This is a genomic window from Streptomyces sp. NPDC088124, assembly GCF_040685895.1.
GTDB lineage: Bacteria > Actinomycetota > Actinomycetes > Streptomycetales > Streptomycetaceae > Streptomyces.
In genome coordinates, this window is record NZ_JBFBJB010000024.1 from 111065 (window position 1) to 136499 (window position 25435).

Annotated in this window: 21 protein-coding genes, 1 tRNA gene and 1 pseudogene; 10 read left to right on the forward strand and 13 right to left on the reverse strand. The window is 73.8% G+C overall.

The window, feature by feature from the left end; genetic code table 11:
* Window positions 1-67 precede the first annotated feature (67 nt).
* The 4 genes from AB0P17_RS21225 (at window position 68) to AB0P17_RS21240 (ending at window position 4400) form a co-directional block, all read left to right on the forward strand.
* Window positions 68-1033 (forward strand): decarboxylase, encoded by a 966-nt coding sequence (locus tag AB0P17_RS21225; RefSeq protein ID WP_365813121.1) that lies wholly within the window; start codon window positions 68-70, stop codon window positions 1031-1033.
* Window positions 1030-1758, forward strand: coding sequence for a decarboxylase (locus tag AB0P17_RS21230; RefSeq protein WP_365813123.1), 729 nt, complete (start codon window positions 1030-1032; stop codon window positions 1756-1758). Before AB0P17_RS21225 ends, AB0P17_RS21230 begins: the two co-directional genes overlap by 4 nt.
* Window positions 1759-2004: 246 nt before the next feature.
* Window positions 2005-3069, forward strand: coding sequence for an LLM class flavin-dependent oxidoreductase (locus tag AB0P17_RS21235; RefSeq protein WP_365813176.1), 1065 nt, complete (start codon window positions 2005-2007; stop codon window positions 3067-3069).
* Window positions 3070-3155: 86 nt separating this feature from the next.
* The gene (locus AB0P17_RS21240) at window positions 3156-4400 is read left to right on the forward strand and encodes a serine hydrolase domain-containing protein (RefSeq protein WP_365813125.1); all 1245 of its coding nucleotides are present in this window, start codon (window positions 3156-3158) and stop codon (window positions 4398-4400) included.
* A gap of 71 nt (window positions 4401-4471) precedes the next feature.
* Here AB0P17_RS21240 and AB0P17_RS21245 read toward each other — a convergent pair whose 3' ends face one another.
* Window positions 4472-6487 carry an EAL domain-containing protein gene (locus AB0P17_RS21245; RefSeq protein ID WP_365813127.1) on the reverse strand — a complete coding sequence of 672 codons (2016 nt, stop codon included), beginning with the start codon at window positions 6485-6487 and terminating at the stop codon, window positions 4472-4474.
* Between the two features lie 464 nt (window positions 6488-6951).
* Between AB0P17_RS21245 and AB0P17_RS21250 the strand changes: the two genes are divergently transcribed.
* A complete protein-coding gene (locus AB0P17_RS21250; protein WP_365813128.1) occupies window positions 6952-8196 on the forward strand; it encodes a M6 family metalloprotease domain-containing protein in 1245 nt (414 codons plus the stop codon).
* 125 nt (window positions 8197-8321) lie between these two features.
* Here the strand turns inward: AB0P17_RS21250 and AB0P17_RS21255 are convergent.
* The 7 genes and pseudogenes from AB0P17_RS21255 to AB0P17_RS21285 form a co-directional block, all read right to left on the reverse strand.
* Window positions 8322-8395, reverse strand: a tRNA-Lys gene (locus tag AB0P17_RS21255).
* Window positions 8386-9095, reverse strand: a pseudogene (locus AB0P17_RS21260) (hypothetical protein). The gene AB0P17_RS21255 and the pseudogene AB0P17_RS21260 overlap by 10 nt, the downstream one beginning before the upstream one ends.
* 164 nt (window positions 9096-9259) lie before the next feature.
* Window positions 9260-9613: a hypothetical protein gene (locus AB0P17_RS21265; RefSeq protein WP_365813129.1), complete on the reverse strand. Its 354-nt coding sequence runs from the start codon at window positions 9611-9613 to the stop codon at window positions 9260-9262.
* 73 nt (window positions 9614-9686) lie between these two features.
* Window positions 9687-11027: an AAA domain-containing protein gene (locus AB0P17_RS21270; RefSeq protein WP_365813130.1), complete on the reverse strand. Its 1341-nt coding sequence runs from the start codon at window positions 11025-11027 to the stop codon at window positions 9687-9689.
* Window positions 11028-11130: 103 nt separating this feature from the next.
* The gene (locus tag AB0P17_RS21275) at window positions 11131-12765 is read right to left on the reverse strand and encodes a hypothetical protein (RefSeq protein WP_365813131.1); all 1635 of its coding nucleotides are present in this window, start codon (window positions 12763-12765) and stop codon (window positions 11131-11133) included.
* The gene (locus AB0P17_RS21280) at window positions 12756-13970 is read right to left on the reverse strand and encodes a hypothetical protein (protein WP_365813133.1); all 1215 of its coding nucleotides are present in this window, start codon (window positions 13968-13970) and stop codon (window positions 12756-12758) included. The genes AB0P17_RS21275 and AB0P17_RS21280 overlap by 10 nt, the downstream gene beginning before the upstream one ends.
* On the reverse strand, window positions 13891-14925 hold the full coding sequence (locus AB0P17_RS21285; protein WP_365813135.1) for a phosphatase PAP2 family protein: 1035 nt from the start codon (window positions 14923-14925) through the stop codon (window positions 13891-13893). Before AB0P17_RS21285 ends, AB0P17_RS21280 begins: the two co-directional genes overlap by 80 nt.
* 212 nt (window positions 14926-15137) lie before the next feature.
* Here AB0P17_RS21285 and AB0P17_RS21290 point away from each other — a divergent pair, with 212 nt between their 5' ends.
* On the forward strand, window positions 15138-15734 hold the full coding sequence (locus AB0P17_RS21290; RefSeq protein ID WP_365813137.1) for a histidine phosphatase family protein: 597 nt from the start codon (window positions 15138-15140) through the stop codon (window positions 15732-15734).
* 40 nt (window positions 15735-15774) lie between these two features.
* Here AB0P17_RS21290 and AB0P17_RS21295 read toward each other — a convergent pair whose 3' ends face one another.
* Window positions 15775-17172, reverse strand: a complete 1398-nt coding sequence (locus AB0P17_RS21295; RefSeq protein ID WP_365813139.1) for a tetratricopeptide repeat protein — start codon at window positions 17170-17172, stop codon at window positions 15775-15777.
* A gap of 295 nt (window positions 17173-17467) precedes the next feature.
* Here AB0P17_RS21295 and AB0P17_RS21300 point away from each other — a divergent pair, with 295 nt between their 5' ends.
* On the forward strand, window positions 17468-17908 hold the full coding sequence (locus tag AB0P17_RS21300; protein ID WP_365813140.1) for a hypothetical protein: 441 nt from the start codon (window positions 17468-17470) through the stop codon (window positions 17906-17908).
* 145 nt (window positions 17909-18053) lie between these two features.
* Window positions 18054-18911: a fused MFS/spermidine synthase gene (locus AB0P17_RS21305; protein WP_365813142.1), complete on the forward strand. Its 858-nt coding sequence runs from the start codon at window positions 18054-18056 to the stop codon at window positions 18909-18911.
* 22 nt (window positions 18912-18933) lie between these two features.
* Here the strand turns inward: AB0P17_RS21305 and AB0P17_RS21310 are convergent, their stop codons facing one another.
* Window positions 18934-19548 carry a hypothetical protein gene (locus AB0P17_RS21310; protein ID WP_365813144.1) on the reverse strand — a complete coding sequence of 205 codons (615 nt, stop codon included), beginning with the start codon at window positions 19546-19548 and terminating at the stop codon, window positions 18934-18936.
* Between the two features lie 127 nt (window positions 19549-19675).
* On the opposite strand from AB0P17_RS21310, the gene AB0P17_RS21315 reads away from it, so the two are divergent.
* Window positions 19676-20404, forward strand: a complete 729-nt coding sequence (locus AB0P17_RS21315) for a response regulator transcription factor (protein WP_365813146.1) — start codon at window positions 19676-19678, stop codon at window positions 20402-20404.
* Window positions 20401-21849, forward strand: coding sequence for a HAMP domain-containing sensor histidine kinase (locus AB0P17_RS21320; protein WP_365813148.1), 1449 nt, complete (start codon window positions 20401-20403; stop codon window positions 21847-21849). The genes AB0P17_RS21315 and AB0P17_RS21320 overlap by 4 nt, the downstream gene beginning before the upstream one ends.
* Before the next feature lie 51 nt (window positions 21850-21900).
* Here the strand turns inward: AB0P17_RS21320 and AB0P17_RS21325 are convergent, their stop codons facing one another.
* From AB0P17_RS21325 to AB0P17_RS21335, 3 genes are all read right to left on the reverse strand, one after another.
* Window positions 21901-23310: a GH1 family beta-glucosidase gene (locus tag AB0P17_RS21325; RefSeq protein WP_365813149.1), complete on the reverse strand. Its 1410-nt coding sequence runs from the start codon at window positions 23308-23310 to the stop codon at window positions 21901-21903.
* A gap of 73 nt (window positions 23311-23383) precedes the next feature.
* Window positions 23384-24343, reverse strand: coding sequence for a carbohydrate ABC transporter permease (locus AB0P17_RS21330; RefSeq protein WP_365813151.1), 960 nt, complete (start codon window positions 24341-24343; stop codon window positions 23384-23386).
* Between the two features lie 9 nt (window positions 24344-24352).
* Window positions 24353-25432 (reverse strand): sugar ABC transporter permease, encoded by a 1080-nt coding sequence (locus AB0P17_RS21335; RefSeq protein ID WP_365813153.1) that lies wholly within the window; start codon window positions 25430-25432, stop codon window positions 24353-24355.
* Window positions 25433-25435 lie beyond the last annotated feature (3 nt).

Below are 25435 nucleotides of genomic sequence, written 5' to 3' on the forward strand. Positions count from 1 at the left end.
TCGCTCCTACCGTCGTCAACAAGAGCACGTGCCCTGTCATGACGAGCGAGAGCGAGGGGGGCCGGCAATGGATGTCTCCTTTCTGGGCGGACCGCAGCCACAACGTGGTGTGGGTGTGGTCGCCCCGTTCGACTTCGCACTTGATCGCGAACTGTGGCGATGGGTGCCCGACGACATCTCGTTGCGCCTGACCAGGACGCCCTACGTGCCGGTCGAGGTCTCCCTCGACCTGGCCAGGCTGGTCAGTGAGCACGAGACGCTGGGGGAGGCCGTCCGGGCCCTCGGCGTCTCCGAACCCGAGGTCGTCGCGTACGCCTGCGCCTCGGGCAGTTTCGTCGGCGGCCCGGCCGGCGAGAAGGCCATGTGCGAGGCGATGACCAGGGCCGGGGAGGTTCCGTCGCTCACCACCTCCGGGGCCCTCGTCGAGGCGCTGGAGGAACTGGGTGTGAGCAGGATCGCGCTGGTCACGCCCTATACGGAGTCCGTCACGCGGGCGCTGGAGGAGTATCTGGCGGAGGTGGGGGCAGCCGTTACGGGACGCGCTTTCCTCGGGCTGACCCGGGACATCTGGAAGGTCCCGTACCGGTCGGTCATGGACATGGCGCGACAGGCAGTCGTCGGGGCCGCCGACGCGCTGTTCATCAGTTGCACGAATCTGCCGACGTACGACGTGATTCCGCAATTGGAGGCCGAACTGGGCATGCCGGTGCTCTCCGCCAACCAGGTCACGATGTGGGCCGCGCTGCGCCGGCTCGGCGCGCACGCGGTCGGCCCGTACCAGGCGCTGCTGCTCGACCGGCCGTCGCCGCAGGAGCCGACGGCGCCGACGGTGCCCGCGGTCGTCCCGGTCATCCAGATCACTCCGATCTCGCCGACCGTGCCGGTCCCGCCGCCCCTGGAGAGCGAGCCGCCGGCCGAGTCCGTGCCTACGGTGGAATCGGTGGCACCGGCGTCACCCGTCGCACCGGCCGGCCCCGGCGGGCCCGTCCCGCCGTCCCTGCCGCTGCCGGACGATACGGAAGGATGGACATGACCACCGTCGGATTCCTCTACCCCGGCCACTCCGCCGAGGACGACTACCCGCGCATCGAGATGCTGCTCGCGAGCGACGTCAGACTGCAGGTCGTCCACACCGACATCGGGGAGGACGCCCACCGCGTCGACGCGCTGCTGGAGATGGGCGCGGGGGAGCGGCTGGCGGCCGGGGTGGAGGAGCTGCGGCTGGCCGGTGCCGAGGCCGTGGTCTGGGCCTGCACCAGCGGCAGCTTCGTCTACGGGTGGGACGGCGCGCACGACCAGACGCGCGCCCTCGCCCGGGCCGCGGGGCTGCCGGCGTCGAGCACGTCGTTCGCGTTCGCCCACGCCGTACGGGCGCTGGGCGCGGAACGGGTCGCCGTCGCCGCGACCTACCCGGACGACGTCACGGAGTACTTCGGGGCCTTCCTCAAATCGGCCGGCATCGAGGTGGTGGCCGACCGGGCGAGCGGGATCATCACGGCCGCAGAGGTCGGCACGTGGGGCCGTGAGCAGGTGCTGGAGCTGGCCCGCGCGGGCGACCACCCGGACGCGGAGGTCGTGCTGCTCCCGGACACGGCCCTGCACACGGCGGGGTATCTGCCGGAGCTGGAGGAGGCGCTCGGCAAACCGGTGCTCACGGCGAACCAGGTCACGGTCTGGGAAGGGCTGCGGCTCGCGGAGCGCACGGTGCGGGAGCCGAAACTGGGCACGCTCTTCGCGAGCAGGCCGGCGCCGGCGTGACGGGGCCGTAGGCCGGGGAGCGCCCCGCAGGCCGGGGAATAAACGGAGATACCCTCCTGTTGAGTGGGTGCGCGGCGACGTGAGGTCGGCGCACACCAATCTTCATATCGACACGCACGCAGGAGGGTCTGACCGGTGGACGAGGCGAGCCGAGGCGCTACGGATCGAGGCACGACGGAGGCGGCGACAGGGGCGGCGCGGGGGGCAGCCCCGGAGGCGGCTCCGGAGACCGCCGCGGCGGACCCGATCCGGGGGACGGTCCGCGGCACCGCGCCCGTGCCCCTGTCCGTACTGGACCTGGTCACCGTGGGCAGCGGCACCACCGCCACCGAGGCGCTCCGTACGAGCGTCGAGCTGGCCCGGCTCGCCGAGAGCCGCGGCTTCCACCGGCACTGGGTCGCGGAACACCATTCCATGCCGGGCGTCGCCTCCACCTCGCCCGCCGTGATCCTCGCGCATCTCGCCGCCCACACCGAGCGCATCAGGCTCGGCTCGGGCGGCGTCATGCTGCCCAACCACGCGCCGCTGGTGATCGCGGAGCAGTTCGGCACGCTGGAGGCGTTCGCCCCCGGCCGCGTCGACCTCGGTCTGGGCCGCGCGCCCGGCACCGACGGCGCGACGGCCGCCGCGCTGCGCCGCACCGACCGGCTGAACGAGGGCGCGGACGACTTCCCGCAGCAGCTCGCCGAGCTGACCCGCTTCCTGGACGACGACTTCCCCGACGGCCACCCGTACTCCCGTATCCACGCCGTGCCGGGACCGGTCCAGGGTCCCGCGGCCCGCCCGCCGATCTGGCTGCTGGGCTCCTCCGGCTTCAGCGCCCGGCTGGCCGGGGTCCTGGGGCTGCCGTTCGCCTTCGCCCACCACTTCTCGGCGCAGAACACCATCCCGGCGCTCGACCTCTACCGCGAGTCGTTCAAGCCGTCCGCCGTGCTCGACGCGCCGTACGCCCTGATCGGCGTCGCGGCCCTGGCGAGCGACGACGAACGCGAGGCCCGCCGCCAGGTGATGACGGGTGCGCTCTCGATGGTCCGGCTGCGGACGGGCCGGCCGGGGCTGGTCCCGACGCCGGAGGAAGCGGAGGCGTACCGGTTCAGCCCGATGGAGGAGGAGTTCGTCAACAGCTGGCTCGGCAACATCGTGCACGGCACGAAGGACGCGGTCGTCGACGGGCTGAACGACCTTCAGAAGCGCACGGGCGCCGACGAGTTGATGATCACCGCGAACGCGCACGGCGGCGCGGCCAGGCTGCGCAGCTACGAGCTGATCGCGGACGGATACGGCCTGTCGGGGCGCACGTCTCAGGGGTGACATCTGGGGGCCGGTGAGGGGAACGTCGGGGTTGGATCGGGGACTGCCCTGATCCGGTGGGGAGCGCGGAGCCTCAGTCTGGAGACATGACCGAAACCTCCGAGTCCTCGTTACGTCCCTCGTCGCCGCGTCGGCTCTCCCGCCGGGCCCTCGTCGGCGGCGCGGTGACCGCAGCGCTCGCCGCAGCGGTTCCCGCGCGGGCGTACGCAAGACCCGCCCCCGGGTCATTCCCATCCCGCCCATCTCCTCTGCCTCTCCCATCCCTTCCATCCCTCCCATCCCTCAACACCAAGGCCCTGCAAGCCGCCATCGACGACCTGGAGCACCCGCGGGCGACGGGCGCGCAGCTCCGCGTCGGTGGCGCGGCCGGCCGCTGGTACGGCACTTCGGGTGTCGCCGACCTGCGCAGCGGACGGGCGATAAGGACCGGGGACCAGGTCCGGGCGGGCAGTATCAGCAAGGCATTCATCGCGACGGTCGTGCTCCAACTGGTGCGTGAGGGACGACTGCGCCTGGACGGCCCCGTCCAGCGGTATCTGCCGGGTCTGCTGCCGGCGAAGTATCCGGAGATCAGGCTCTCGCACCTGCTGACGCACACCAGCGGCCTGCCCGACGCGAGCGGCCCCGATCAGCCGGACCTGAGCACTCCCGAGCAGATCCTGGCCCACCGGTACGACCGCCTGACGCCCGCGCGCCTGCTGGCGAGGGTCACCCGTACGAAGGGGATGAAGTTCGATCCGGGCGCCAGGCAGGAGTACCGGGGGACCAACTTCCTTCTCCTGGCGATGGTTGTCGAGCGGGTCACCGGCCGTTCGTACGGTGCGGAGATCCACCGCCGGATCGCCCGGCCGCTGGGGCTGACCGGCACGTCCGTACCGGCGAGCGACGATCCGTATCTGCACGGTCCCCATGTCCATGGCTATCAGGAGATGAGCGACGGCAGGCTGGAAGATGCCACCGTCTACAACCAGTCGGCCGCGTACGGCAGCGGAGAGGTGGTCTCCACGACCCGCGATCTGGAGACGTTCCTGGCCGCTCTCTTCGCGGGCGAACTTCTGCCGCCATCCCTCCTGGAGCACATGTTCACCCTGCCGCCCCCGGAGGTGCTGATGGTCGATGGCACCCCGGCCCGCTACTCGGCCGGGCTCCAGACGGTCACGGTCAACGGTGTCCCTTTCTGGGGCAAGACCGGTGAGCGGTACGGATACAACTCGGGCGCGTTCGGGACGCGTGACCGGAAGCTGCGGATGGTCTGGTCCTACACGCCGGTACGGCGCGACGCGGAGCAGGGCCGGATGGCGGAGCGAATAGCGGCGGCGCTGACGAGCTGACGGGTCCCCGTCGCAGGGGATCGTGGCGCGGCCTTTCCGGCCCGGGGGATCAAGGGCCCCCGGGCGGCCCGTCAGGCGCCGTTCGGGCTCACCGCCGCGATCATCTCCGCGATCCGCTCCGGCGCCACCGGGCGGGAGAAGAGCCACCCCTGCCCGGTGTCGCAGCCGATCCGCTGGAGCCGCGCCGCCTGGCCCGAGGTCTCCACGCACTCGGCCGTGACCGTCAGCCCGAGCCGGTGCGCCAGCTGGATCAGCGCCTCCACGATCGTCTCGTCCGCCGGGCTCGGGTGCACCCCCTCGTCGTACCGGAACCCGCGGACGAACGAGCCGTCCAGCTTCAGCACCGAGACCGGCAGCCTGCTCAGATAGGCCAGGTTGGAGTAGCCGGTGCCGAAGTCGTCGATCGCGATCCGCACGCCCATGTCGCTCAGCGCCTGGAGCGCCTGGAGGGGGCGGCCCGCCGAGCCCATCACCGCGGACTCCGTCAGCTCCAGCTGCAGCAGGTGCGGCGAGAGCCCGGTCTCCGCCAGGATCCCGGCCACGTCCCCGACCAGGTCGGAGTCCCACACCTGGCGTACGGCCACGTTGACGCTGACGAACAGCGGCTGGGCGCCCGGGTGGTCGAGCTGCCAGCGCCGCGCCTGGCGGCAGGCGGTACGGAGCACCCACCCGCCGAGCTGCACGATCGAGCCGTCCTCCTCGGCGATGCCGATGAACCGATTCGGCGACAGGGTGCCGAACTGCGGGTGGTTCCAGCGGACCAGCGCCTCCACGCCCCGTACGATCCCGTCGGCCATCCCCACCAGCGGCTGGTACTGGAGGACGAACTCCTCGCGCTCGACCGCCGGGCGCAGCGCCGAGGTGAGCGCCTGCCGGGTCATCCGGTGGGCGTTGCGCTCCGGGTCGAAGAGGGTCCAGCGGGCCTTGCCGTCCGCCTTCGCCCAGTACAGCGTGGTGTCGGCGGCCTGCATCAGCCCGGTCGGGGTGGTGCCTTCCACCGTGCGTTCCACGACCCCGATCGACGCCGACACGGAGAGCCGCTGCCCGGCGAGGTCGAAGGGCCGCTGGAGCGCGGCGAGCACCGAGCGGGCGAGGTCGGCGAGTTGTTCCGTACCGGTGGAGTCCTCGACCAGGATCGCGAACTCGTCGCCGCCGAGCCGGGCCACGAGGTGGCCGCCGCTGCGCGTGTACCCGCCGTGGTCGGCGCACTCGGTGAGCCGGCCCGCGACGGCGGCCAGCAGCCGGTCGCCGGTGCGGTGGCCGAGGGTGTCGTTGACGGCCTTGAAACCGTCGAGGTCGAGATAGCAGAGGCCGATCCGCCCTGTTCTGCCATCCACTCTGCCGTTTCCCCGCCCGTTTCCCCGCCCGGGGCCGCGGTCGTGTCCGCGCGCGGAGTACGACGCCGCTGCCGCCGACGCCACGCCGTACGCGATGCCCGTGCCGTACGCCGCCGCGCCCGTGGCGTACGTCCTGCTGCCGTACGTCCCGCCCTCGAACGGCCCGTCGCCGCGCGCCGACGAGTCCAGCGCCGCCGCGAGCCGCTCGAAGAAGAGCGTGCGGTTGGGCAGCCGGGTCACCGGGTCGTGCTGCTGGAGATGGCGCAGCCGCGCCTGGAGTTCACGGCGGTCGCTGATGTCCGTGACCGACAGCAGCACGCGGTCGGTGTCCGGTACGGGGGCCACGGCGACCTCGGCCCACAGCGTCCGCCCGTCCGGGTGCTTGAGCCGGCGGGTGCAGCGGAAACGGGCCCGCAGACTGTCGAGGGCCTCGTGGTACGCGTGCCAGGTGCGGGTGTCGGAGGCCAGGTCGAGGAGGTCGGCGGCGGCCTGGTCGGCCAGCGCGTCGGTCCCGGTGCCGAGGAGTTCGCCGAGCGCGTCGTTGGCGTCGAGGACCGTGCCCTCGCGGTCGAGGAGGGCCATGGCGAGCCGGGAGACATGGAAGGCGGCGCGGTAGTCGCGCGCCTCGCTCGTCTCGTGCGGCGCGCGCTGCTCGGTGCGGTCGGTCTGTTCTGCGGTGGTCCGGTCGTGCCGCTCGGTGTCGTCGTCGGGGACGGCCCTGCCCACGGAGTGACGTTCCGTACGATCCATACGCTCCGTGTTCGGCGGGTGTCCGCCGCCCGCTGCCGCGACTGCCGCTGAGGGCGGCCCTTCGGAGGTTCCGCTCACGGCTCGCTCCCGCGGTGCAGTCGTGTCGTACAGGGGTGTGGTGGAGACGGATCAGCCAGAGAAAGTGTGCCGATCATAGAGGTAGGCCGGGTGGCCATTCCAGCTCCCCCGTACGGAAGGCGGCCCCGAAGAGCCGTTCCCACGGCATCGCGCGATCGTTTCTGCACGGCTGTGGCACCGGGCCACACAAAGGTGACCGGCTGTGACATCGCCGCCGCGCCCGGGGTGTCGGGCCGCCCTCACCCGCGTGGGGCAGCCCAACAGTGCGTACCACGGCAAACCGGCACAAGGTGGGGGTGGCGTGCCGCCCCGCGTCCGCCGTGCCGACAGCCGTACCCGCAGTACCCGCCGTACCGCCGTTTCCCCTGCCGTAGCCGGAGGTCGATGTGGAGCATCCGCAGCCACCCGAGGCAGTGGAGAGGCCACGGCTGCGCAGGGCCGCCGCGGCCCTCACCTCCCTCATGGCGGTCGCCACCACGTCCCTGGTGGCCGGGCCCGCCGCGACCGCGACCGCGCAGGGGCCGTGCGCCCTGCCCCGTACCGCCGCGCACCACTCCGTCGGCCTGGACACCTGGAACGACGCCTATCCCCGGCCCGTCCGCTCCCTCGACGCGGTCATGATCTTTCTCTCCTTCCCGGACTCCCGGCCGCTCGCCACCCCGGACGCCCTGGCGGCCGACCACTTCCCGGCCACCAGCCGTTTCTACGAGCGGGCCTCGTACGGCAGGTTCACGCTCCGCGCGCACCCGCAGCTCCGCTGGTTCGCGATGCCGCGCCCCTCCACCTCGTACGGGATACGGCGCGACTGGGAGCCGGCCCGGCGCACCGCCTATCTGCGGGACGCGCTGGCCGCCGCCGATCCGGAGATCGACTTCTCCCGGTACGACGTGGTCTATTTCGTGGCCGACCCGGACGCGCCGGGCGTCGACTCCGACGCCACGAAGGTCGTCAACTTCGACCAGCCGATGCGCGCCGACGGTACGGACATCAATCGCGTCGTCACCGTCTTCGAGCGGCATCCGCCCGACCGCAACGTGCTGGCCCACGAGACCGGGCACGTCTTCGACCTGGCGGACCTCTACCACCGGCCGACCAATGACAAGGGCGACTGGGACACGTACGTCGGCGACTGGGACGTGATGGGCAGCCAGTTCGGTCTGGCGCCGGACTTCTTCGCCTGGCACAAGTGGAAGCTGGGCTGGCTGGACCGGCGGCAGGTGAGCTGCGTTCCTCCCGAGGGGACGACCCTCCTCACCCTCGATCCGGTCGCCGCGGAGCCCTCCTTCGGGGGCGCCGCCGGGACCCGGCTCGCGGTGGTGCGCACGGGCAAGGACTCCGCCCTGGCGATCGAGGCGCGCACCGGTACCGGCAACGATCTGCACACCTGTACGGAGGGGGTGCTGATCTACCGGGTACGGAGCGGGAAGGCGTCCGGCGGTGGCCCGGTCGAGGTGGTGGACACCCACCCGGGCAGCGAGGCGTGCTGGGAGCGGTCGGTCTACCCGCCCCTGGCGGACGCGCCGCTGGCGGTCGGCGAGACGTTCACCGTGCCGGGGGAGGGGACCCAGGTGCAGGTGGCCGAGCGGACGTCCTCGGGCGCCTTCACCGTCAAGATCACCCCGGCCGGCTGAAGCGGACGGATGCCTGAAGCGGGCGGATGTCCGAAGCGGGCGGACGTCCGAAGCGGGCGGACGTCCGAAGCGGGCAGGCATACGGAAAAGGCCCCTCGCCGGAGCGAGGGGCCTTCCCCTGTCGGTGCGCCGCCAGGGACTCGAACCCCGGACCCGCTGATTAAGAGTCAGCTGCTCTAACCAACTGAGCTAGCGGCGCCTGCTGACGTCGTAGACCTTAGCACCCGGATCGGCGCGAAGAAAAATCGATATGCCGGAGGCGTTCGCGGAGGTCAGCCCAGGCGGCCGAGCGCGGTGCGCGCCGCCGTACGGGCCGCCCGGACACAGGCCCACAGCAGCACGTCGGGCCCCGGCAGCCACGGGTGGCGGGTGTCGGGCGCGACCAGCCAGCGCGGCCCGGACCGGGCGCCGGGGGTGAGCGGCGGTACGGTCACGGCGTCGCCCGCGCCGTGGCAGAACAGCGGCGGCGGAGCGGTGTCCCGCCCGTCCGGGCCCCGGCCGCCCCACTCCTCCCAGGAGAGCAGCGACGGCAGCCGCTGGGCGGTGCCCGGCGCCGCGAACAGCAGGGTGCGGCCCCGGTGCGTGGCGACCGGGCCCGAGCCGGGGCCGTCCCACCACAGCCGGTTGAGCATGTGCCGCCCGAACATCGCCGGCGCGCTCACCACGTCGAAGGCGGAGCCGCAGGGCAGCACGCCGGGGGTGGCGGGCCGGGCCGCCCACAGGGAGAGGAGGGAACGGGGGGAGGGGCCCGCGGACGCGAGCCAGTCCGCGCCGGCCGGGGTGACCCGGGCGGTCTGGTGGCGGCCCGCGTCGCTCAGCAGGCCGAAAAGGTCGGTGCGGCGCTCGTCCTCGCTGGGGCCGGGGCGTAAGGGGGCTTCGTCTCTTGGCCATGCGCTCATGACCGTAAGGTCTACCGGGAGTGATGAACCGATTCCCCAGAGTTTCCGGAAACCGGGACAGGACCGTCCAGAGGGGCGTAACCTGCGCCCCGGCATATGCCCGGCTGCTGCCCCGGCCGCATGTCACCGCCGGGCTGGTGACCCGCCCGCACGTCACCGCCGGGCTACTGGCCCGGCTGTGCGTCGCCCGCCAGCAGTTCCCGGCCGAACTCGACCATCTTCTTCGCGTAGTCCTCGGTCCACTCCGCGCGCTCCGCGATGTCCGCCGTCGTCAGCCGGTCGAACCGGCGCGGATCGGCGAGCTGCGCCGCGGCGACCGCCTGGAACTCCACCGCCCGGTCCGTCGCCGCGCGGAACGCCAGCGTCAGCTCGGTCGACCGGGCGAGCAGCTCGGCGGGGTCCTCGATCGATTCGAGATCGAAGAAGTGCTCGGGGTCGGCGACCGCCTCGGACGGCTCGAAGAGCAGCGGCGCGGGTCGCAGCGGACGCCGCCGCTCACTCCGCTCGGGATCCGCCATGTCAGTCCTCCTGCTCGTGCGTGTACCGGGCCCGCGGGCCACGGTCCATTGTCCCGCCCGCCGCAAGTACGCCTCAGGGGCGCCACGTGACCCGGTGCTCCGACCACTGGGCCCAGGTCGACTGCATGGCTTCCCAGCCGTCCGGGAACTTCACCGTCACCCCGAGCTGTACCGGCTCGGTGGACGGATGCTCGTCCAGCAGCTCCGCCACGCCCGCCCGGCAGACCACGACGCAGGCGTGCCGGTGGCGCGAGGCCAGCACGCAGAGCCGGCCCGTCTCCAGATGGAAGGCGGTCGCGTCCGGGCGCCCCGACAGCGGGTGCAGGACGACCGTGACATCGAACTCACGGCCCTGGAGCCGGTTGGCCGTGTCCACCGCCACACCGCTCACCCCCAGCTCCGCGAGCGCCGCCCGGACCGCCGCCGCCTGGTCGCGGTGGGCCGTGCCGACCGCGATCCGGTCCGCCGTCACCGGCACCGGCGCGGGGGCGCGCTCGCTGGTGGCCGCCGCACCCCGGTCGAGCAGCCTGCGCACCACCAGCGCCACCGCCCGTACCGCCTCCGGATCCGTCCGGGGCGTGCGCCGCGCGGGCAGCTCCAGCAGCCCCCACCCCGACGCGGCGGCCTCGTCCAGCACCCGGTCGGGCCCCGAGCCGTCGGACGGCACCCCGAACGCGAGCCGCCGGTCGCCGTGGTCCGTACCGCTGCGGAACGGGGTGTACGGATAGAACGCGTCCGAGACCAGCGGCGCCGCCGACGCGGGCAGCCGCCACGACACCGGCAGCCGGTGCTGCGGCAGCTCGGGGTTGTGCGCGAGGAGGGTCGAGACGGCGCTCGCGGACGGGTCGTACGAGAGCCCCGCCCACTGGTCCGCGCCCACCACGCTGAACGGGTCGAGCTGACCGGGGTCCCCGACGAACAGCGCGTGCTCGAAGAGCCCGGCGACGGCGAGCAGCGCGTCCGAACGCATTTGGTACGCCTCGTCGACGATGGCGTGCCGCCAGGGCTCGACACCCTGGACGTGCGCCCACTTCGCGGCCGTCGAGATGACGATGTCGAGACCGGCGAGGTCGGCGGCCTTCGCCGACTTCCGTACGTTCGCCAGCTCGTCCAGCGTCTTGTCGTACGGGTCGGGGTCGTTGCTGTGCAGCCGGCCGACGGGCAGCTCGGGATTCTTCTCCGCGAGCCGGACGACCAGGTCGTCCACCTGCGCGTTCGTCTGCGCGACCACCATCAGCGGGCGGCCCGCCGCGGCCAGCTCCAGCGCGGCCCGCACGACGAGCGTCGACTTGCCCGCGCCGGGCGGAGAGTCGACGACGACACCGCGGTGCGCGCCGTGCAGCGTGTCGCGCAGGATCGCGTCGGTGGCCCGCGTCGCGGCGGCGCCCGGGTCCAGGGTGGTGGGCTCGTTCATCGGCGGGGCTCCGGGGATCGGGGGAGGCGGTGGCGTCGGCGCCGGGTGGGACCGGGGCGGCCGGATCGGCGGCGGGGCCCGGGGCGGTGCGGCCGGGGCGGTCTCACAGGAAGTCCTCCTCGGTCACCGGGTCCGGCGCCGGTCCGGGCACGGCCCCGTCGAGCGTCCCCTCCGGGCCGGCCGGCGGGCCGCCGTGGGTCCACGGCGTCTGCTCCGGATCGGGCAGCTTCGGGCCGCCCCGCTGGTCGTGCTCGAAGAGCGTCCAGGTGATCCGGTCGCCCTTCTCCGGTACGGATCCCGGCGCGGGCTCCTTGCTCCTGCCCATGCGGTCGGTCAGCCGCACCACCAGCAGGCCGCCCTCCTCCCGCGCCGGGCCGGCCGCCTCGTACCGTACGAACTCCGCCGTCTGCGGTCTGCCGTCCAGCGAGCGGAACACCTTCACCCCCGCGCCGAGCTGCGGGCGGTCGTCGGTGCGGAGCGTGACCAGGGGGCGCGGGCTCGGCCGCTTGCTCTCGCTGTACGCCATCTCCACCTCCGTCACCTCCCCGAGGAACGCCTCCCCGGCCAGTCGGCGCCCCGCCAGCACCAGCGGGTCGTCCAGCGCCTCCTGTGCCTCCAACTGCCCCTGCGCCGTCTCCCGCGTGGCGAGCTTCTGCGCCGCCGTCACCGCGTCGTCCCTGCGGGGCTGCGGGGGCTCCCCGGCGCGCACCCGGTCGCGGTGGCCGGTGAAGGACCAGCGGTCGCGCGTCCAGCGGCCGTCGACGCGCTCGCCCTCCGGCAGCGCGCTCAGCAGGTCCAGACCGTGCCAGACCGCGTCCCACGTGGGCCGCATGACCGACTCCAGCAGCTCGCGGATCCGCCGCTCGGCCGCGGTCAGCCGGGCCAGCTGCTCCTCCGCGCCCGGCCCGTCCTCCGCCGCCGCGAGCGCGCCGCGCGCCCGGTCGTACGCCTCGATCGCGGGCGCCAGCAGCCGGTTGTCGAACGCCGGATCCGTCGCCGGACCGGCCGGCGGGCACACCAACTGCCCCTCCCCGTCCCGCCCCAGCTCCGCCCGGAGCGCCGCCTCCGCGCCCGGGATCCCGTCCGGCGGGTCGAGCCAGGCCAGCAGCGCGCCCAGGTGCTGGTCCTCCAGATGGGACTGGCCCGTCGCCCAGTGGCGGTTCAGCAGATCCGTCACCGCGAGCAGCAGCGAGGAGCCCGGCACCCGGGCGCGCTCGCCGTAGTGCGTCAGCCAGCGGCCGAGCAGCGGCACGCGCGGCGGCGCGGGGTACGGCGCGTCCGGGTCGTCCTCCGCCGTCCGCCGGAACCGCATCGACCGGCCCAGCAGCCGGACGAAGTCGACGCCCGGCCGGTTCGGCACGATCAGCTGCGGCGCGTCCGCGCACAGTTCGACCTCGACCTTGACCCGCTTCCCCGTCTCCGGGTCGGTCTCGTTCCGCTCGGCGGGCTCGATCACATCGGCGTACGCGTCCAGATGCGGCAGGACCGCCTCGGCCAGCTCGCCGAGGAACGCGAACCGCAGATCGCGGTCGCGCGGCTGCGCGACGGTCAGCAGCCGGGGCGCGTCCCGGTCCGTCCCGACGAGCGCGCCGAGCGGAGCGCCCGCCTCGCCCGCTGTCGTCAGCGGGACCAGCACGAGCGGCCGGTCGGAGATCCGGCGGTGCCGGACCGTCGTCAGTGGCTGGGCCCGCCCGCTCTCCATGGCCTCCAGCCGGGCGAGCGTACCGATCAGCGACACGGGACCGCCTCCCGGGCACCCTCGGCGGCGTCCCCGGCATCCCCGGCGGCGGGGCGCCGCGCCGCCGCCAGGGCCTCGGCCCGCAGCGCCGCCGCCCGCCGGAGCGTCGCCACCGTCGGGTCCGCCGGGTCGCCCGCCTCACCGCGGGCGGCGGCCAGCACCGCCGGGATTGTCGTCAGCCCGCCCAGCTCGCCCCGTACGCCACGGCCCAGCGCCTCCACCGCGCCGTCCGCGCGCGCCGCCGAGCGGCAGTGGAAGGCCAGTTCGCAGGCGGCCAGGCACTCGGGGGCGTACGCCGCGGAGACCGCTTCGACGGCGCTCGTCAGCTCCGCGCCCGAGCAGCGCTCCACATCGAAGGTGGTGCCCTCGGGGAGCGCCGCCGCGATCTCCTCGATCCTGGTGAGCCGCGTGAGCTGCCGGCGCGTCACCGAGAGCTGCTTGCGCACGTCGACCACGGACGCCGTCGGCAGGTTGGAGAAGTCCTTGGGGCAGACCAGCAGCACCCGGTGGCCCACCTCCGCGCCCTCGGTGCGCAGGGCGACCCGCTCCAGCGCGAGCGCGTACACCGCCGACTGCCGGGCCGCCGCGCCCACCTTCGCCGCGTCCGCCGAACCGTCGATCATCGGGAAGGACTTGATCTCCACGACCGTCCACAGGCCGTCCGGCCGCACCACCACCGCGTCCGGCTCCAGATACGCAGGTGACCCCGCGACCTCCAGGGCCAGCAGCGGATGGTCCAGCAGCGCCCACGCGCCCGCCTCCGTGGCCTCGCGCAGCGCCAGCGCCGTACGGGCCACCCGGCCCTCGGGACCGGCCGCCGACAGGTCGGGCACGAGGACCTCGCCCGGGACGGGCGGTGGCGCGGCGCCGCCGAGCCGCTCGGCGACCAGCCGCATCAGCTCCGTACCCCCGTCGGCCTTCACCTTGGCCTCGAAGGCGTTGCCGCGCATGAACGCGAACTGCGACTGTCCGAACGGACCCGGCGAGCCGAGCGCCGTCGCCAGCGCGGCCTTGTCGACGCCCGCGCCGTCGAGCAGCGCGCGGCGCCGGCAGCCGGGGTTGGCCGCGAGGGCGGCCAGCGCGCGGGCGTCGAGCGGGTGCGGCGCGACGGTGGGGCCGCGCAGCTCAGCGAGCCGTCGCCGGAGTGTCGTCTGCGGAGGAGGTGCTGGTGCTGCTGCGGGTCCGCTGCCCAGGGAATCGCTCACCCGCCGAAGTCTCGCATCCACCGCTGACAATCGGGGCCGAGCGGGCCGGACGGGCCGGGTCGGCCGCGTGTGCCGGGGGAGCGGCCCGGGCCGTGAGGGGTGTCCGTGACGGCCCGTCGGCCGGCTCCGTCCCGGCCGGCCGGAGCGCGCCCATGGTCCGTACGCGCTCCAGCGCGCGCGTCGCGGGGCGCGTCAGCAGCGCGCCCGCGCCCATCACCGCGGCGCCCGCGACCGCGTCCAGGAAGTAGTGGTTCGCCGTGCCCATCACCACCACGGTGATGACCAGCGGATAGACGACGCCCAGCCACCGCACCAGCGGGGTGCGCGCGTGCTTCCACAGCAGCACCCCGCACCACACCGCCCACCCCACGTGGAGGCTCGGCATCGCCGCGTACTGGTTCGTCATCCCGCCCAGCCCGCGCGGCGCGCTGGCCTCCGTACCCCACCAGCCGTACGAGCTGTACTGCGCCATGGTGTCGACGAAGCCGTGCCCCGCGTCCAGCAGCCGGGGCGGGCAGGTGGGCACGAGCGTGAAGCCGACCAGGCCGAGGAGGGTGGAGATCATCAGCCAGGTGCGGGCCGCCCGGTAGCGGGCGGGACGGCGGCGGAAGAGCCAGACGAGGACCGCCGGTGTCACCAGGTAGTGCAGCGAGGCGTAGATGAAGTCGGCGGGTATCCCGATCGCCGGAGTGCTGGTGAAGAGCCGGTTGAGGGGATGCTCGGCGTTGAGGAACAGCGCCTTCTCCACGCGGAGGATCGCCAGCCCGTGGCCGACCGCGGTCGACACGTCCCCGCGTGCCAGCAGCCGGCCCGCCGAGTAAGCGGCGTACACCACGACGAGGAGCGCCAGCTCGGTCCACCAGCGGGGCCGGAGTCGCGGGGGGTGCGTCGTTCTCCCCCCGGCGCGGGCGGCGCTGGCGCTGGCGCGGTACGACATCCGGGCGGTCTCCATCACGTTTTCATGCAGCTTTCGGCCGACGTTCAACCGTACGGTGTACGCGATCGACGTCTTCGGCCGGGTGTACCCAGGAATCCGCGTTCGACAACATCACCTTCGACGTAGTGAGGGACGTTGGTACGCGTCAGGAGGTTGCCCCCTGGAAGTCGCTGTTCGTTCAGGTGCGCGATGATGGAACGGCATCAATGGGAACTTCAGGGAGCATCTTCATGGCACCGCGCATCCTGCTCGCCCGGCACGGCCAGACCGCCTGGTCGCTGTCCGGACAACACACGGGCCGGACGGATGTCCCCCTGCTCGAAGAGGGCCGCCGCGGTGCCAAGCTGCTCGGCGAGCGACTGCACCGCGAACCCTGGTCGGGGCTGGCCGGCGCGGAGATACGCACCAGCCCGCTGGCCCGCGCGAGCGAGACCTGCGAGCTGGCCGGGTTCGGGGGGCGCGCCGAGGCCTGGGACGCGCTGATGGAGTTCGACTACGGCGCGTACGAGGGGATGACCCCGGCGCAGATCAAGGCGGGCCGCCCGGGGTGGCTGATCTGGCGGGACGGCGTGCCGGACGGCGAGAGCCTGGCGCAGGTCGCGGCCCGCGCCGACGAGGTCGTCGACTGGGCGCGCTCCGCGGACCGCGACGTCCTGGTCTTCGCGCACGGCCACATCCTGCGCGCCATCGGGGCGCGCTGGCTCGGCGAGGACATCGCGTTCGCGGCCCACATCCGGCTCGACCCGACGTCGATCTCGGTGCTGAGCTGGGCGTACGACATGCCGGCCATCCAGGTCTGGAACGACACCGGGCACCTGGTGGCCTGAGCCCGCCGCTCCTGACGTTCCGTCACCCCTCGGCGTTCCGTCACCCGCGGGCGTTCACCGACGCGTGGCGGTCCAGGAACGCGCCCACCTCCGGCAGCCGCCGCTGCGGCAGCAGCACCCGCGCCGCCGCGGCGAGCTTCGTCTGGATACGGGACGACTGGATGTCGTCCAGCAGGTCGAGCACTTGGTGCCCGGCGGCCGCCGCCTCGTCCGGCGCCCCCGCGCGCGCCAGGTCGGTGGCGAGTTCCGCGCGGTAGAGGGCGAGGTTGCGCGCGAAGTGCGGCTGCTGGAGGACCGTCGCGCGGTACGCGTGGCGCGCGGCCCGCGCCCAGTCGCCCAACGCCGCGTGGCACAACGCCTCCTGCGCCTCCAGCTCGGGCTCGCCGAAGAACGACATCCACTCGGGGTCGGCGTCCGAGGGCCCGCGCTCGAAGTAGCCGTGGGCCTGGGACAGCGCCTGCGCGCACCCCGTACGGTCGCCGAGCCACGCCCGGCCGCCCGCCTCCCGCAGCGCGAGCAGCGACAGCAGCCGGTGCGAGGAGAGTTTGGCCGCCGCCCGCCGGCCCGCCTGGGCGGCGCGTACGGCCTCCCGGTACTGGCCCGCGTCCCTGGCCAGGAACGAGGTGTTGCAGAAGGCGTGCGCCTCCAGGGCGGGGTCGCCCGCGATCCGCGCCGTGGCCAGCGCCTCCGCGTAGTGCGAGCGCGCCTCGTCGAAGCGGCCGGAGTCATGGGCGAGCCAGCCCACCGAGATCGACAGCTCGCCCGCGCCCGAGTAGAGCCGGTCGGCGGTCGCCCGCCGGGTCGTCGTGCCCGCGTCGAGCAGGGTGTACGCGGCCCGCAGCGGCTGGGCGGCGCTCCGGTAGAGCCCGTCGGCGCCGTGCCGGTCGTCGAGCAGCCGGATCCGCCGTACGGCCTCCTCGACGGCGTGCACCTCGGCCTCGCCGACCCGCCGGGGGGCCGGCACGGAGGCGGCGGCGGTACCGCCGGGCCCGAGGGAGGCGGCCATCGCGGAGGCGGGGCCGCTCATGATGAATGCGCGACGCAGCACGTCGCTCTCCTCGCTGGTGTCGCTGGGGTGGTTCTTCGGTGCCGGCCCGGCCGGGGGTCTCGGCGGTGGGGTGAGGGGGGCTCCGGGACCGGACGGGGGGCGGCGCTGGGACGTGACCCGCGCCGCTCTGCCGCGTACGTCCTCGCGGGCCGAGAAGCCCAGGTCACGCAGGGTCAGCCCGGGGAACATGTGCAGGAACACCCGTTCGTACGCGTAGTTGGGGCAGCGGATCTCGCCGGCCTCCACCCGACCGATATAACGTGCGTCGCACGCCACGTGTTCACCGATCTCCCGCGCGGCCCTGCGCACGGCGGCGGCGAACTCCCCCGGCGAGCGCTGTCCGCGCAGCCGGCGGAAGGCGAGGTTGGGAACTGCCCGAGACGACGTCATGGCCGAGCCCTCTCCTGGTACGGCCGATGGACGGACAGGACAGGCCCACCCTCCGCCGGTTCACGGCCGGTCACCCCGGCGCAGCAAGAACGTACCGTCCGTGACGGTGCTTATACGCAGGGTTTGGCTACAAATCGGATTTCTCGCCCACGATCCGCCATGAACTGCCATCCTTTGCGGCGGCGTTTCGCCGTAGCCGTTGACGCCGCCCCGCGTTGAACCTGACGGAGACGCTCAACGTGTCTGCTTTCGACGGGGAGGACCCGCCTTGTCGGAGTTGGAGTGGGAGGTCGGTATGGAGACCAGCCGTGGCTCACGCACGACGGCTCAGCACGCACATCACCAGGAGTCCAGCGCGCGCCCCTACGACGTCGGCGAAGCGCCCGACCTGGTGACCGTCCCGGCGCGGCAGGGGCTGGAGGCGGTGGACATCCTGCGCCGCGGCGCGGCGCCCGCCGGGGCCGTCCCGGCGGTCGGTCCCGTGCTGCACGACGGCTCCTGCGACACCCTCGGCTTCCTCGTGCCGCCCGGCACGGCGGCCGGCTGGGACCTGCCGGGCAGCTCCTGTACGCAGACGCTCGGCCGGGGCAGACGCGTCCCCTCGGAGCCGCCGGTCACCGGCTCGGGCTGGCTGCTGCCGCCCGACGCGACGGGGCCGGTCACGGATCCGGTGGTGCTCCGGGCGGCGCTGGGGGAGGCGGCACGGCTGATCGAGGCCGCCGACCGGTGCCACTGACCGACGGCGCGCCATCCGGCACCGGCACCGACCCCGGCACCCGCACCGGCACCCGCACCGGCCGTGGCCCCGGCACCCGCACCGGCCGTGGCCCCCGCACCGGCCCGGTTCTCCGCGCCGCCCGCGCCTCCCCGATAATGAGGGTGTGGCACGCAGCAGGCGGGACCGGGCGGAGGCCGTCGTCGAGAACGTCGACGCCGGTGTCGCCGAGCTGACCCCCGACCGCGAGCGCGCCCGCGCCTGGACGCTGCTGATCGACGGCGCCCCGCAGTCCCACGTCGACCTCGACGACCCCGCGTACCTCTCCTTCGCGTACCAGCGCAGGCTCGGCCACGCCATCGACCTCGTCGCCCCCGCCCAGCGGCCCCTGCAGGTCGTGCACCTCGGCGGCGGCGCTTTCACCCTCGCGCGCTACACCGCCGCCACCCGGCCCCGCTCCACCCAGCAGATCGCCGAAGTGGACGCGGCCCTCGTCCAGTTCGTACGGAAGCACCTGCCGCTGGACCCCGCCGCGCGGATCCGCGTCCGCTCCGCCGACGCCCGCGCCGCGCTCGCCAAGGTGCCCGACGGCTGGGCGGATCTGGTGATCGCCGACGTGTTCGGCGGCACCCGCACCCCCGCCCATCTCACCAGCGCCGAGTTCCTGGCCGACGTACGGCGGGCCCTGAAGCCGGGCGGCTGGTACGCCGCCAACATCGCGGACGGTCCGCCGCTCGGCCACCTCCGGGGCCAGATCGCCACCGCCGCGGGCGCGTTCGAGCGGCTGGCGCTCGCCGCCGACCCGGCCGTGCTGCGCGGCCGGCGCTTCGGCAACGCCGTCCTGCTGGCCGCGGACCGGGCGCTGCCCGTGGCCGAGCTGACCCGCCGGGTCGCGAGCGATCCTCATCCCGGCCGCGTCGAACACGGGCGCGCGCTCGCCGACTTCACCGGTGGCGCGGCCGTCGTCACGGACGCGGGCGCGAAGGCGTCGCCGCTGCCCCCGGCCGGTACGTTCGCGGACTGAATCGCGCGCACCACAGGGCCCGTCAGCGGTCGTCGAACTCCACCCTCGGCGCACTGTCGTGCCACGTACAGAAGACCGAGACCTCCCGGCCGTCCCGCGTGAACGTCACCCGGATCCAGTACTCCTCCGTCCACGCCTGCACCTGCCAGCCCGCGTTCGGCGTCGCGGAGACCAACTCGGCCGAGGTATCGCCCAGTTCCAGCACGACCCGGCCGCCGTCCACCGCATAGCTCTTCACCTGGCCGGAGCCGGCGCCCGAGCCCGAACCCGGGCCCGAACCGGAGCCCGCGGACGGCTCCGGGCTCTCCCCGGACGGCCTCGCGGGGCCGGTCACCGACTCCGTCGGCGCGGGCGCGGCAGGTGACGTACGGTCTTCCTCCGCACCCGCGGGCTCCGAAGGCGCGGCCGAGGACGCCGACGGCTCCGGCGACGGGCTCCGGGGCCGCCGCGTCGAGGAGTCCAGCGCCGAGACGTCCCGCTCCCGGACCCCGTCCACCGGCAGCGGAAGCGCGCGGGGCGGGTCGTACGCCGTCCCGGCCATGACCGTGTGCACGCCCCACCACGTCAGCGTCACCGCCGCGCCGGTGGCGAGCAGCCAGGCGATCGCGTGTACGAGTCCTCTGCGCATCGGGGCCATAGTGCACCACCCGCGCCACCCCTGTCCCGCCGGTCACCACCGTCCGTCGCCCATCTCACCACCGTCCACCGCCCCGAGCATCCTGACCCGCCCGCCTCCGCCGCCCCGATGGCGTACGGTGCCGCCCATGCCCAGTGTGCTCGTGGTCGAGGACGACCAGTTCGTACGCTCCGCCCTCATCAGGCACTTGACCGAGGCCTCCCACACCGTACGGAGCGTCGGCACGGCCCTGGAAGCGCTGCGTGAAGTCGCCCATTTCCGGTTCGACGTGGTCATCCTCGATCTCGGACTCCCCGACCTCGACGGCTCCGAGGCGCTGAAGATGCTGCGCGGCATCACCGACGTGCCGGTGATCATCGCGACCGCGCGGGACGACGAGACCGAGATCGTCCGGCTGCTCAACGACGGCGCCGACGACTACCTCATCAAGCCGTTCTCCGTCGCGCACCTCTCGGCGAGGATCGCGGCCGTGCTGCGCCGCTCCCGCGCGGGCGCCGGCGAGGCGCCGTCCCCGGGGGTGCTGCGGGTCGGCGGGCTCGCCATCGATCCGCTGCGCCGCCAGGCCGAGTTGGACGGCACACCGCTCGATCTCACCCGCCGCGAGTTCGACCTGCTGACCTTCCTCGCCGGGCGCCCCGGCGTCGTCGTACCGCGCAAGGAACTGCTCGCCGAGGTGTGGCAGCAGTCGTACGGCGACGACCAGACCATCGACGTCCATCTGTCCTGGCTGCGGCGGAAGTTGGGGGAGACCGCGGCCAGGCCCCGCTATCTCCACACGCTGCGCGGCGTCGGCGTCAAACTGGAGCCGCCCGCGGGGCGCCGTCCCGCGCGGCCCCGCAGGGAGCCGCTCTCATGAGATGGGCCCTGGTCAAGGTCTCCCTGGCGGTCACCGTGATGGTCGTCGTCGCCTTCGCCGTACCCCTCGGCCTCGTCATCAAGGAGATGGCCAGGGACCGCGCCTTCACCAATGCCGAGCGGCAGGCCGCCGCCATGGGCCCCACCCTCTCCATCACCACCGACCGCGCCGAACTGGAACGCGCCGTCGCCTCCACCCAGGCCGGCGCCGAAGGGCGGATGGCCGTCCACGTACCGGCCGGGGAGGAGGACCGGGCGGGCGCCCTGGAGATCGGCTCCCGCCGGGCCGAGCGGAAGGACCTGGAGACCGTACGGAACACCCCGCGCGCCGCCACCGCCGAGGTCGCGGGCGGCTCCGTGCTGCTCCAGCCCACCGCACTCGGCTCGGGCCGGATCGCGATCGTCGAGATCTACGTCCCCCAGGACGAGGTCACCAACGGCGTCACCACCGCCTGGCTGGTCCTCGCGGGCGTCGGCGCCGCCCTGATCGTCGGCTCGGTCGCCGTCGCCGACCGGCTCGGCATCCGGATGGTCGAGCCCGCGCGGCGGCTCGCGGGCGCCGCGCACGCCCTCGGTGAGGGCAAGCTCGGCGCCCGCGTCCCCGAGGAGGGACCGGCCGAACTCCACTCCGCCGCCGTCGCGTTCAACTCCATGGCCGACCAGGTCGTGCAGCTCCTCGCCAACGAACGCGAACTCGCCGCCGACCTCTCGCACCGGCTGCGCACCCCGCTCACCGTGCTGCGGCTCAACGCGGCCTCGCTCGGCGAGGGCCCGGCCGCCGACCAGACCCGGTCGGCGGTCGCGCAGCTGGAGCGCGAGGTCGACACGATCATCCGCACCGCCCGCGAGGCCAAGCCGCAGACCGTCGCGGCGGGGCCGGCCGGTGGCTGCGACGTCGCCGAAGTGGTCCGGGAGCGGATGGACTTCTGGTCCGCGCTGGCCGAGGACGAGGACCGTACGGTACGGGTCGCCGGCATCGGCCGGCCGGTGCGCGCCCCGGTCGTACGGACCGAACTGGCCGCCGCCCTCGACGCGTTGCTCGGCAATGTCTTCCGCCACACCCCGGAGGGCACGGCCTTCTCGGTCGACGTGCACAACGGCGAGGACGCCGTGATCGTCCTCGTCTCGGACGCCGGTCCCGGCATCGCCGACCCGAAGGCCGCGCTCACCCGGGGCAACAGCGGCGCCCGGGAGGGCTCCACCGGTCTTGGCCTCGACATCGTGCGCCGGGTCGCGGAGTCGACGGGCGGCGACGTACGGATCGGCCGCTCGGTGCTCGGCGGCACGGAGATACGGATCTGGATCGGCCTCGACGGCTGGCGCTCCCCGGACGAACGGCGCGGCCACCGGCCGCGCGGGCGAGGGCGCGGCCGGGGCCGGGGGCGCGGCAACTGGCCGCGGCTGCCGCGCCGGGGAGCGCGCACCTCCGAGGCGGCGGAGGCGTGAACCCGGGCGCCCGCCCGCGCCCGCGCCCGCCCTGCCTCCGCCCCCGCCCCCTCAGCCGACCGGCGGCTCCGGCAGCTCCCCCGTCGCCGCCACCTTCGCGTACCACCGCGCGCTCGACTTCGGCGTACGGCGCTGCGTCTCGAAGTCCACGTGGACCGCGCCGAACCGTTGGCCGTACCCGTACGCCCACTCGAAGTTGTCCATCAGCGACCAGAGGAAGTAGCCGCGCACGTCGGCCCCGTCCCCGATCGCGCGCCGTACCGCCGACAGGTGGCCGTGCAGATAGCGGATCCGGTCCGGGTCGTGGACCGAGCCGTCGGAGGCCGGCTTGTCCTCGTACGCCGCCCCGTTCTCCGTGATGTACAGCGGTAGCCCCGGCGCCTCCCGCGTGTAGCGCAGCAGCAGGTCGTAGAGCCCGGTCGGATCCACCGACCAGCCCATGTCGGTCAGTTCGCCCGGCGGCAGGTGGAAGGCGATGTCGTCCGCGCCCGGCCAGGGGGAGTGGTCGCCCCCGCCGTGGCCGTCGTGCCGCTCCGCGTCCCCCTCCTTGGCGGCCGAGACGACGGCGGGCTGGTAGTAGTTGATGCCCAGCGAGTCCAGCGGCTGGCGGGCCACCGCCGCGTCGCCCGCGTGGACGAACGACCAGTCCGTGAGCCGCGCCGTGTCCGCGAAGAGGTCCTCCGGGTACGCGCCCGCGAGCATCGGCCCGCTGAAGATCCGGTTGGCGAGGGCGTCGATCCGGCGCCGGGCGTTCAGGTCCTCGGGCGCCTGCGTGCGCGCCCGTACGCAGGCGGGGTTGAGGCTCACCGAGATCTGCGCCCGCGCCGGGAGCACGGCGCGCAGCGCCTGAGTGGCCAGACCGTGGCCGAGGTTGAGGTGGTGGGCCGCGCGCAGGGCGGCCACCGGGTCCGTACGGCCCGGCGCGTGCACTCCGGAGCCGTACCCCAGGAACGCGCTGCACCAGGGCTCGTTGAGGGTCGTCCAGCGCTCCACCCGGTCGCCGAGCGCCTCGCCGACGACCCGCGCGTACTCCGCGAAGCGGTACGCCGTCTCGCGCTCCGGCCAGCCGCCCGCCGACTCCAGCTCCTGCGGGAGGTCCCAGTGGTAGAGCGTGAGGACCGGCTCGATGCCGTGGGCGAGCAGATCGTCGACGAGCGCGCGGTAGAAGTCCAGCCCGCGCTGGACGGCGGGCCCGCGCCCGGTGGGCTGCACGCGCGGCCAGGAGACCGAGAAGCGGTACGCGTTCAGACCGAGGTCCGCCATCAGCCGGACGTCCTCGGCCCGGCGGTGGAAGTGGTCGACGGCGAGATCGCCGGTGTCGCCGTTCGCCGTCTTGCCGGGCGTATGACTGAAGACGTCCCAGATCGACGGCGTACGGCCGTTCTCCTGCGGCGCGCCCTCGATCTGGTACGCGGCGGTGGCGGTGCCCCAGAGGAAGCCCGGCGGGAAGGTCTCGGACATGGTGCGACTCCCAGTGACCGTAGGGATGGGTGGTGGGGGGTGAGATGCGGGACGCCCGGTGGCGGCAGGGGGCTCAGCCCTTGACCGCGCCCTGCATGATGCCGCCGACGATGTGCTTGCCGAACAGCACGAAGGCGATCAGCAGCGGCAGCGTGCCCAGCAGCGCGCCCGCCATGATCACCGACTGGTCGGGGATGTAGCCGCGGCCGAGCCCGGTCAGCGCCACCTGCACGGTGGGGCTGCCGTTCTGGGTCAGCGCGATGATCGGCCAGAAGAAGTCGTTCCAGGCCATCACGAACGTCAGCATCCCCAGGACGGCCATCGCGGGCCGCGCGGCGGGGAAGACGACGTGCCACACCACCCGCCAGCTGGCCGCACCGTCGACCCGGGCCGCCTCGATCAGCTCGGTGGGCAGCGCCCCGGTCAGGTACTGGCGCATGAAGAACACGCCGAAGGCGCTGACCAGGGTGGGCAGGATGACGGACTGGAGCCGGTCGGTCCAGGACAGCTCGGCGATCAGCATGTACAGGGGCACGACGCTGAGCTGCGGCGGCACCATCATCGTGCCGATGACCAGCAGGAGCAGCAGATTCTTGAACCGGAAGCGCAGCTTGGCGAAGGCGAACCCGGCGAGCGTCGAGAAGAGCACCGTACCGGCGGCGACGGACCCGGCGACCACGGCCGTGTTGAGCAGGGCCGTCCCCATGTTGGCGTCGGTCCAGGCGATCTCCAGATTCCTGAAGAGGTTCCCGCCGAACCAGAACGGCGGCGGGGTCTGCGCGAGCCGGGTGTTGTTGCGGGACGCCGCGATCGCCGTCCACACCAGCGGGAACAGCGAGCCGACGGTGAACACGGTCAGCACCGCGTAGGTGATCCGGCCGCCGTGCAGTTGCCGCCCGGCGCCGCGCCCGGCCGCTCCCCGCGCCGCCCTCCGTGCCGCCTTCCGTGCCTCTCGGCCCGGCCGCGCCGCCCCCGGGGGCCCGGACCGGGACGGTGGCTGCGACGGTGCGTGCGACTCTGTCGTCGTGGACATGTGTCTCCCTCACCGGCCCTGCGAGCTCGTGCGCAGACGGCGGCTGATCAGCCAGTTCACCGCGCCGACGACCAGCAGGATCAGGAACATCGTCCAGGCGATCGCCGAGGCCCGGCCGAGGTGCAGATTCACCCAGCCCTGCTCGTACAGGTAGAGCCCGAGCGTCTGGAACTGATGATCGGCCCCGCCGTTCGCGCCCCCGGCGCCGTTGTAGAGCAGCGGCTCACCGAAGAGCTGGGTCGCCCCTATCGTCGAGACCACGACCGTGAACAGGATCGTCGGCCGCAGCGAGGGCACGGTCACATGGAGGAACTGCTGCCGGCGCGAGGCCCCGTCCAGCGCCGCCGACTCGTAGAGGTCGTCGGGGATCGACTGCATCGCCGCCAGATAGATCAGCGCGTTGTAGCCGGTCCAGCGCCAGATGACGATCGTGGAGACCGCGAGCTGCGAGGTCCACGCGCCGTTCTGCCAGTCGACCGGATCGATCCCCGCCATCCCCAGCGCCCAGTTGATCATCCCGTAGTCGCGGCCGAACAGCAGCACGAAGACGAGGGTCGCGGCGGCCACCGAGGTGGCGTACGGGGTGAGCACGGCGACCCGGAAGAACATCGAGCCGCGCAGCCGGTAGTTGAGGAGATGGGCGACGCCCAGCGCGATCAGCAGCTGCGGGACGGTCGACAGCACCCCGATGGTGAGGGTGTTCTTCAGCGCGTTCCAGAAGAACTCGTCGCTCACCAGCCGGGAGAAGTTCCGCAGTCCCACCCACTCCATGTCGCCGGGCGCGGTCAGCTCCACCCGGTGGAGCGAGGCCCAGCCGGTGTAGAGGAGCGGGAAGAGACCGAAGGCCAGGAAGAAGACGAAGAAGGGCGCGACGAAGGCGTACGGGCTCCACCGCACGTCGCGGCGGTACCACCGGCTGCGCCGCTCCCGCCGCCGCTCCAGGCGCTCATCCCCGGGCCGGCCGGGGCTCCGGGAGCCGGGGCTCCGGCGGCCAGTGCTCCGGGAGCCGGCGGTCCGCCGGCCTGGCGCCGCGGCCGGGGCCGCGTCCTCCTCCCCGGAGGGCGCGGCGGCGGGTGCGTCACTGGCCATGGG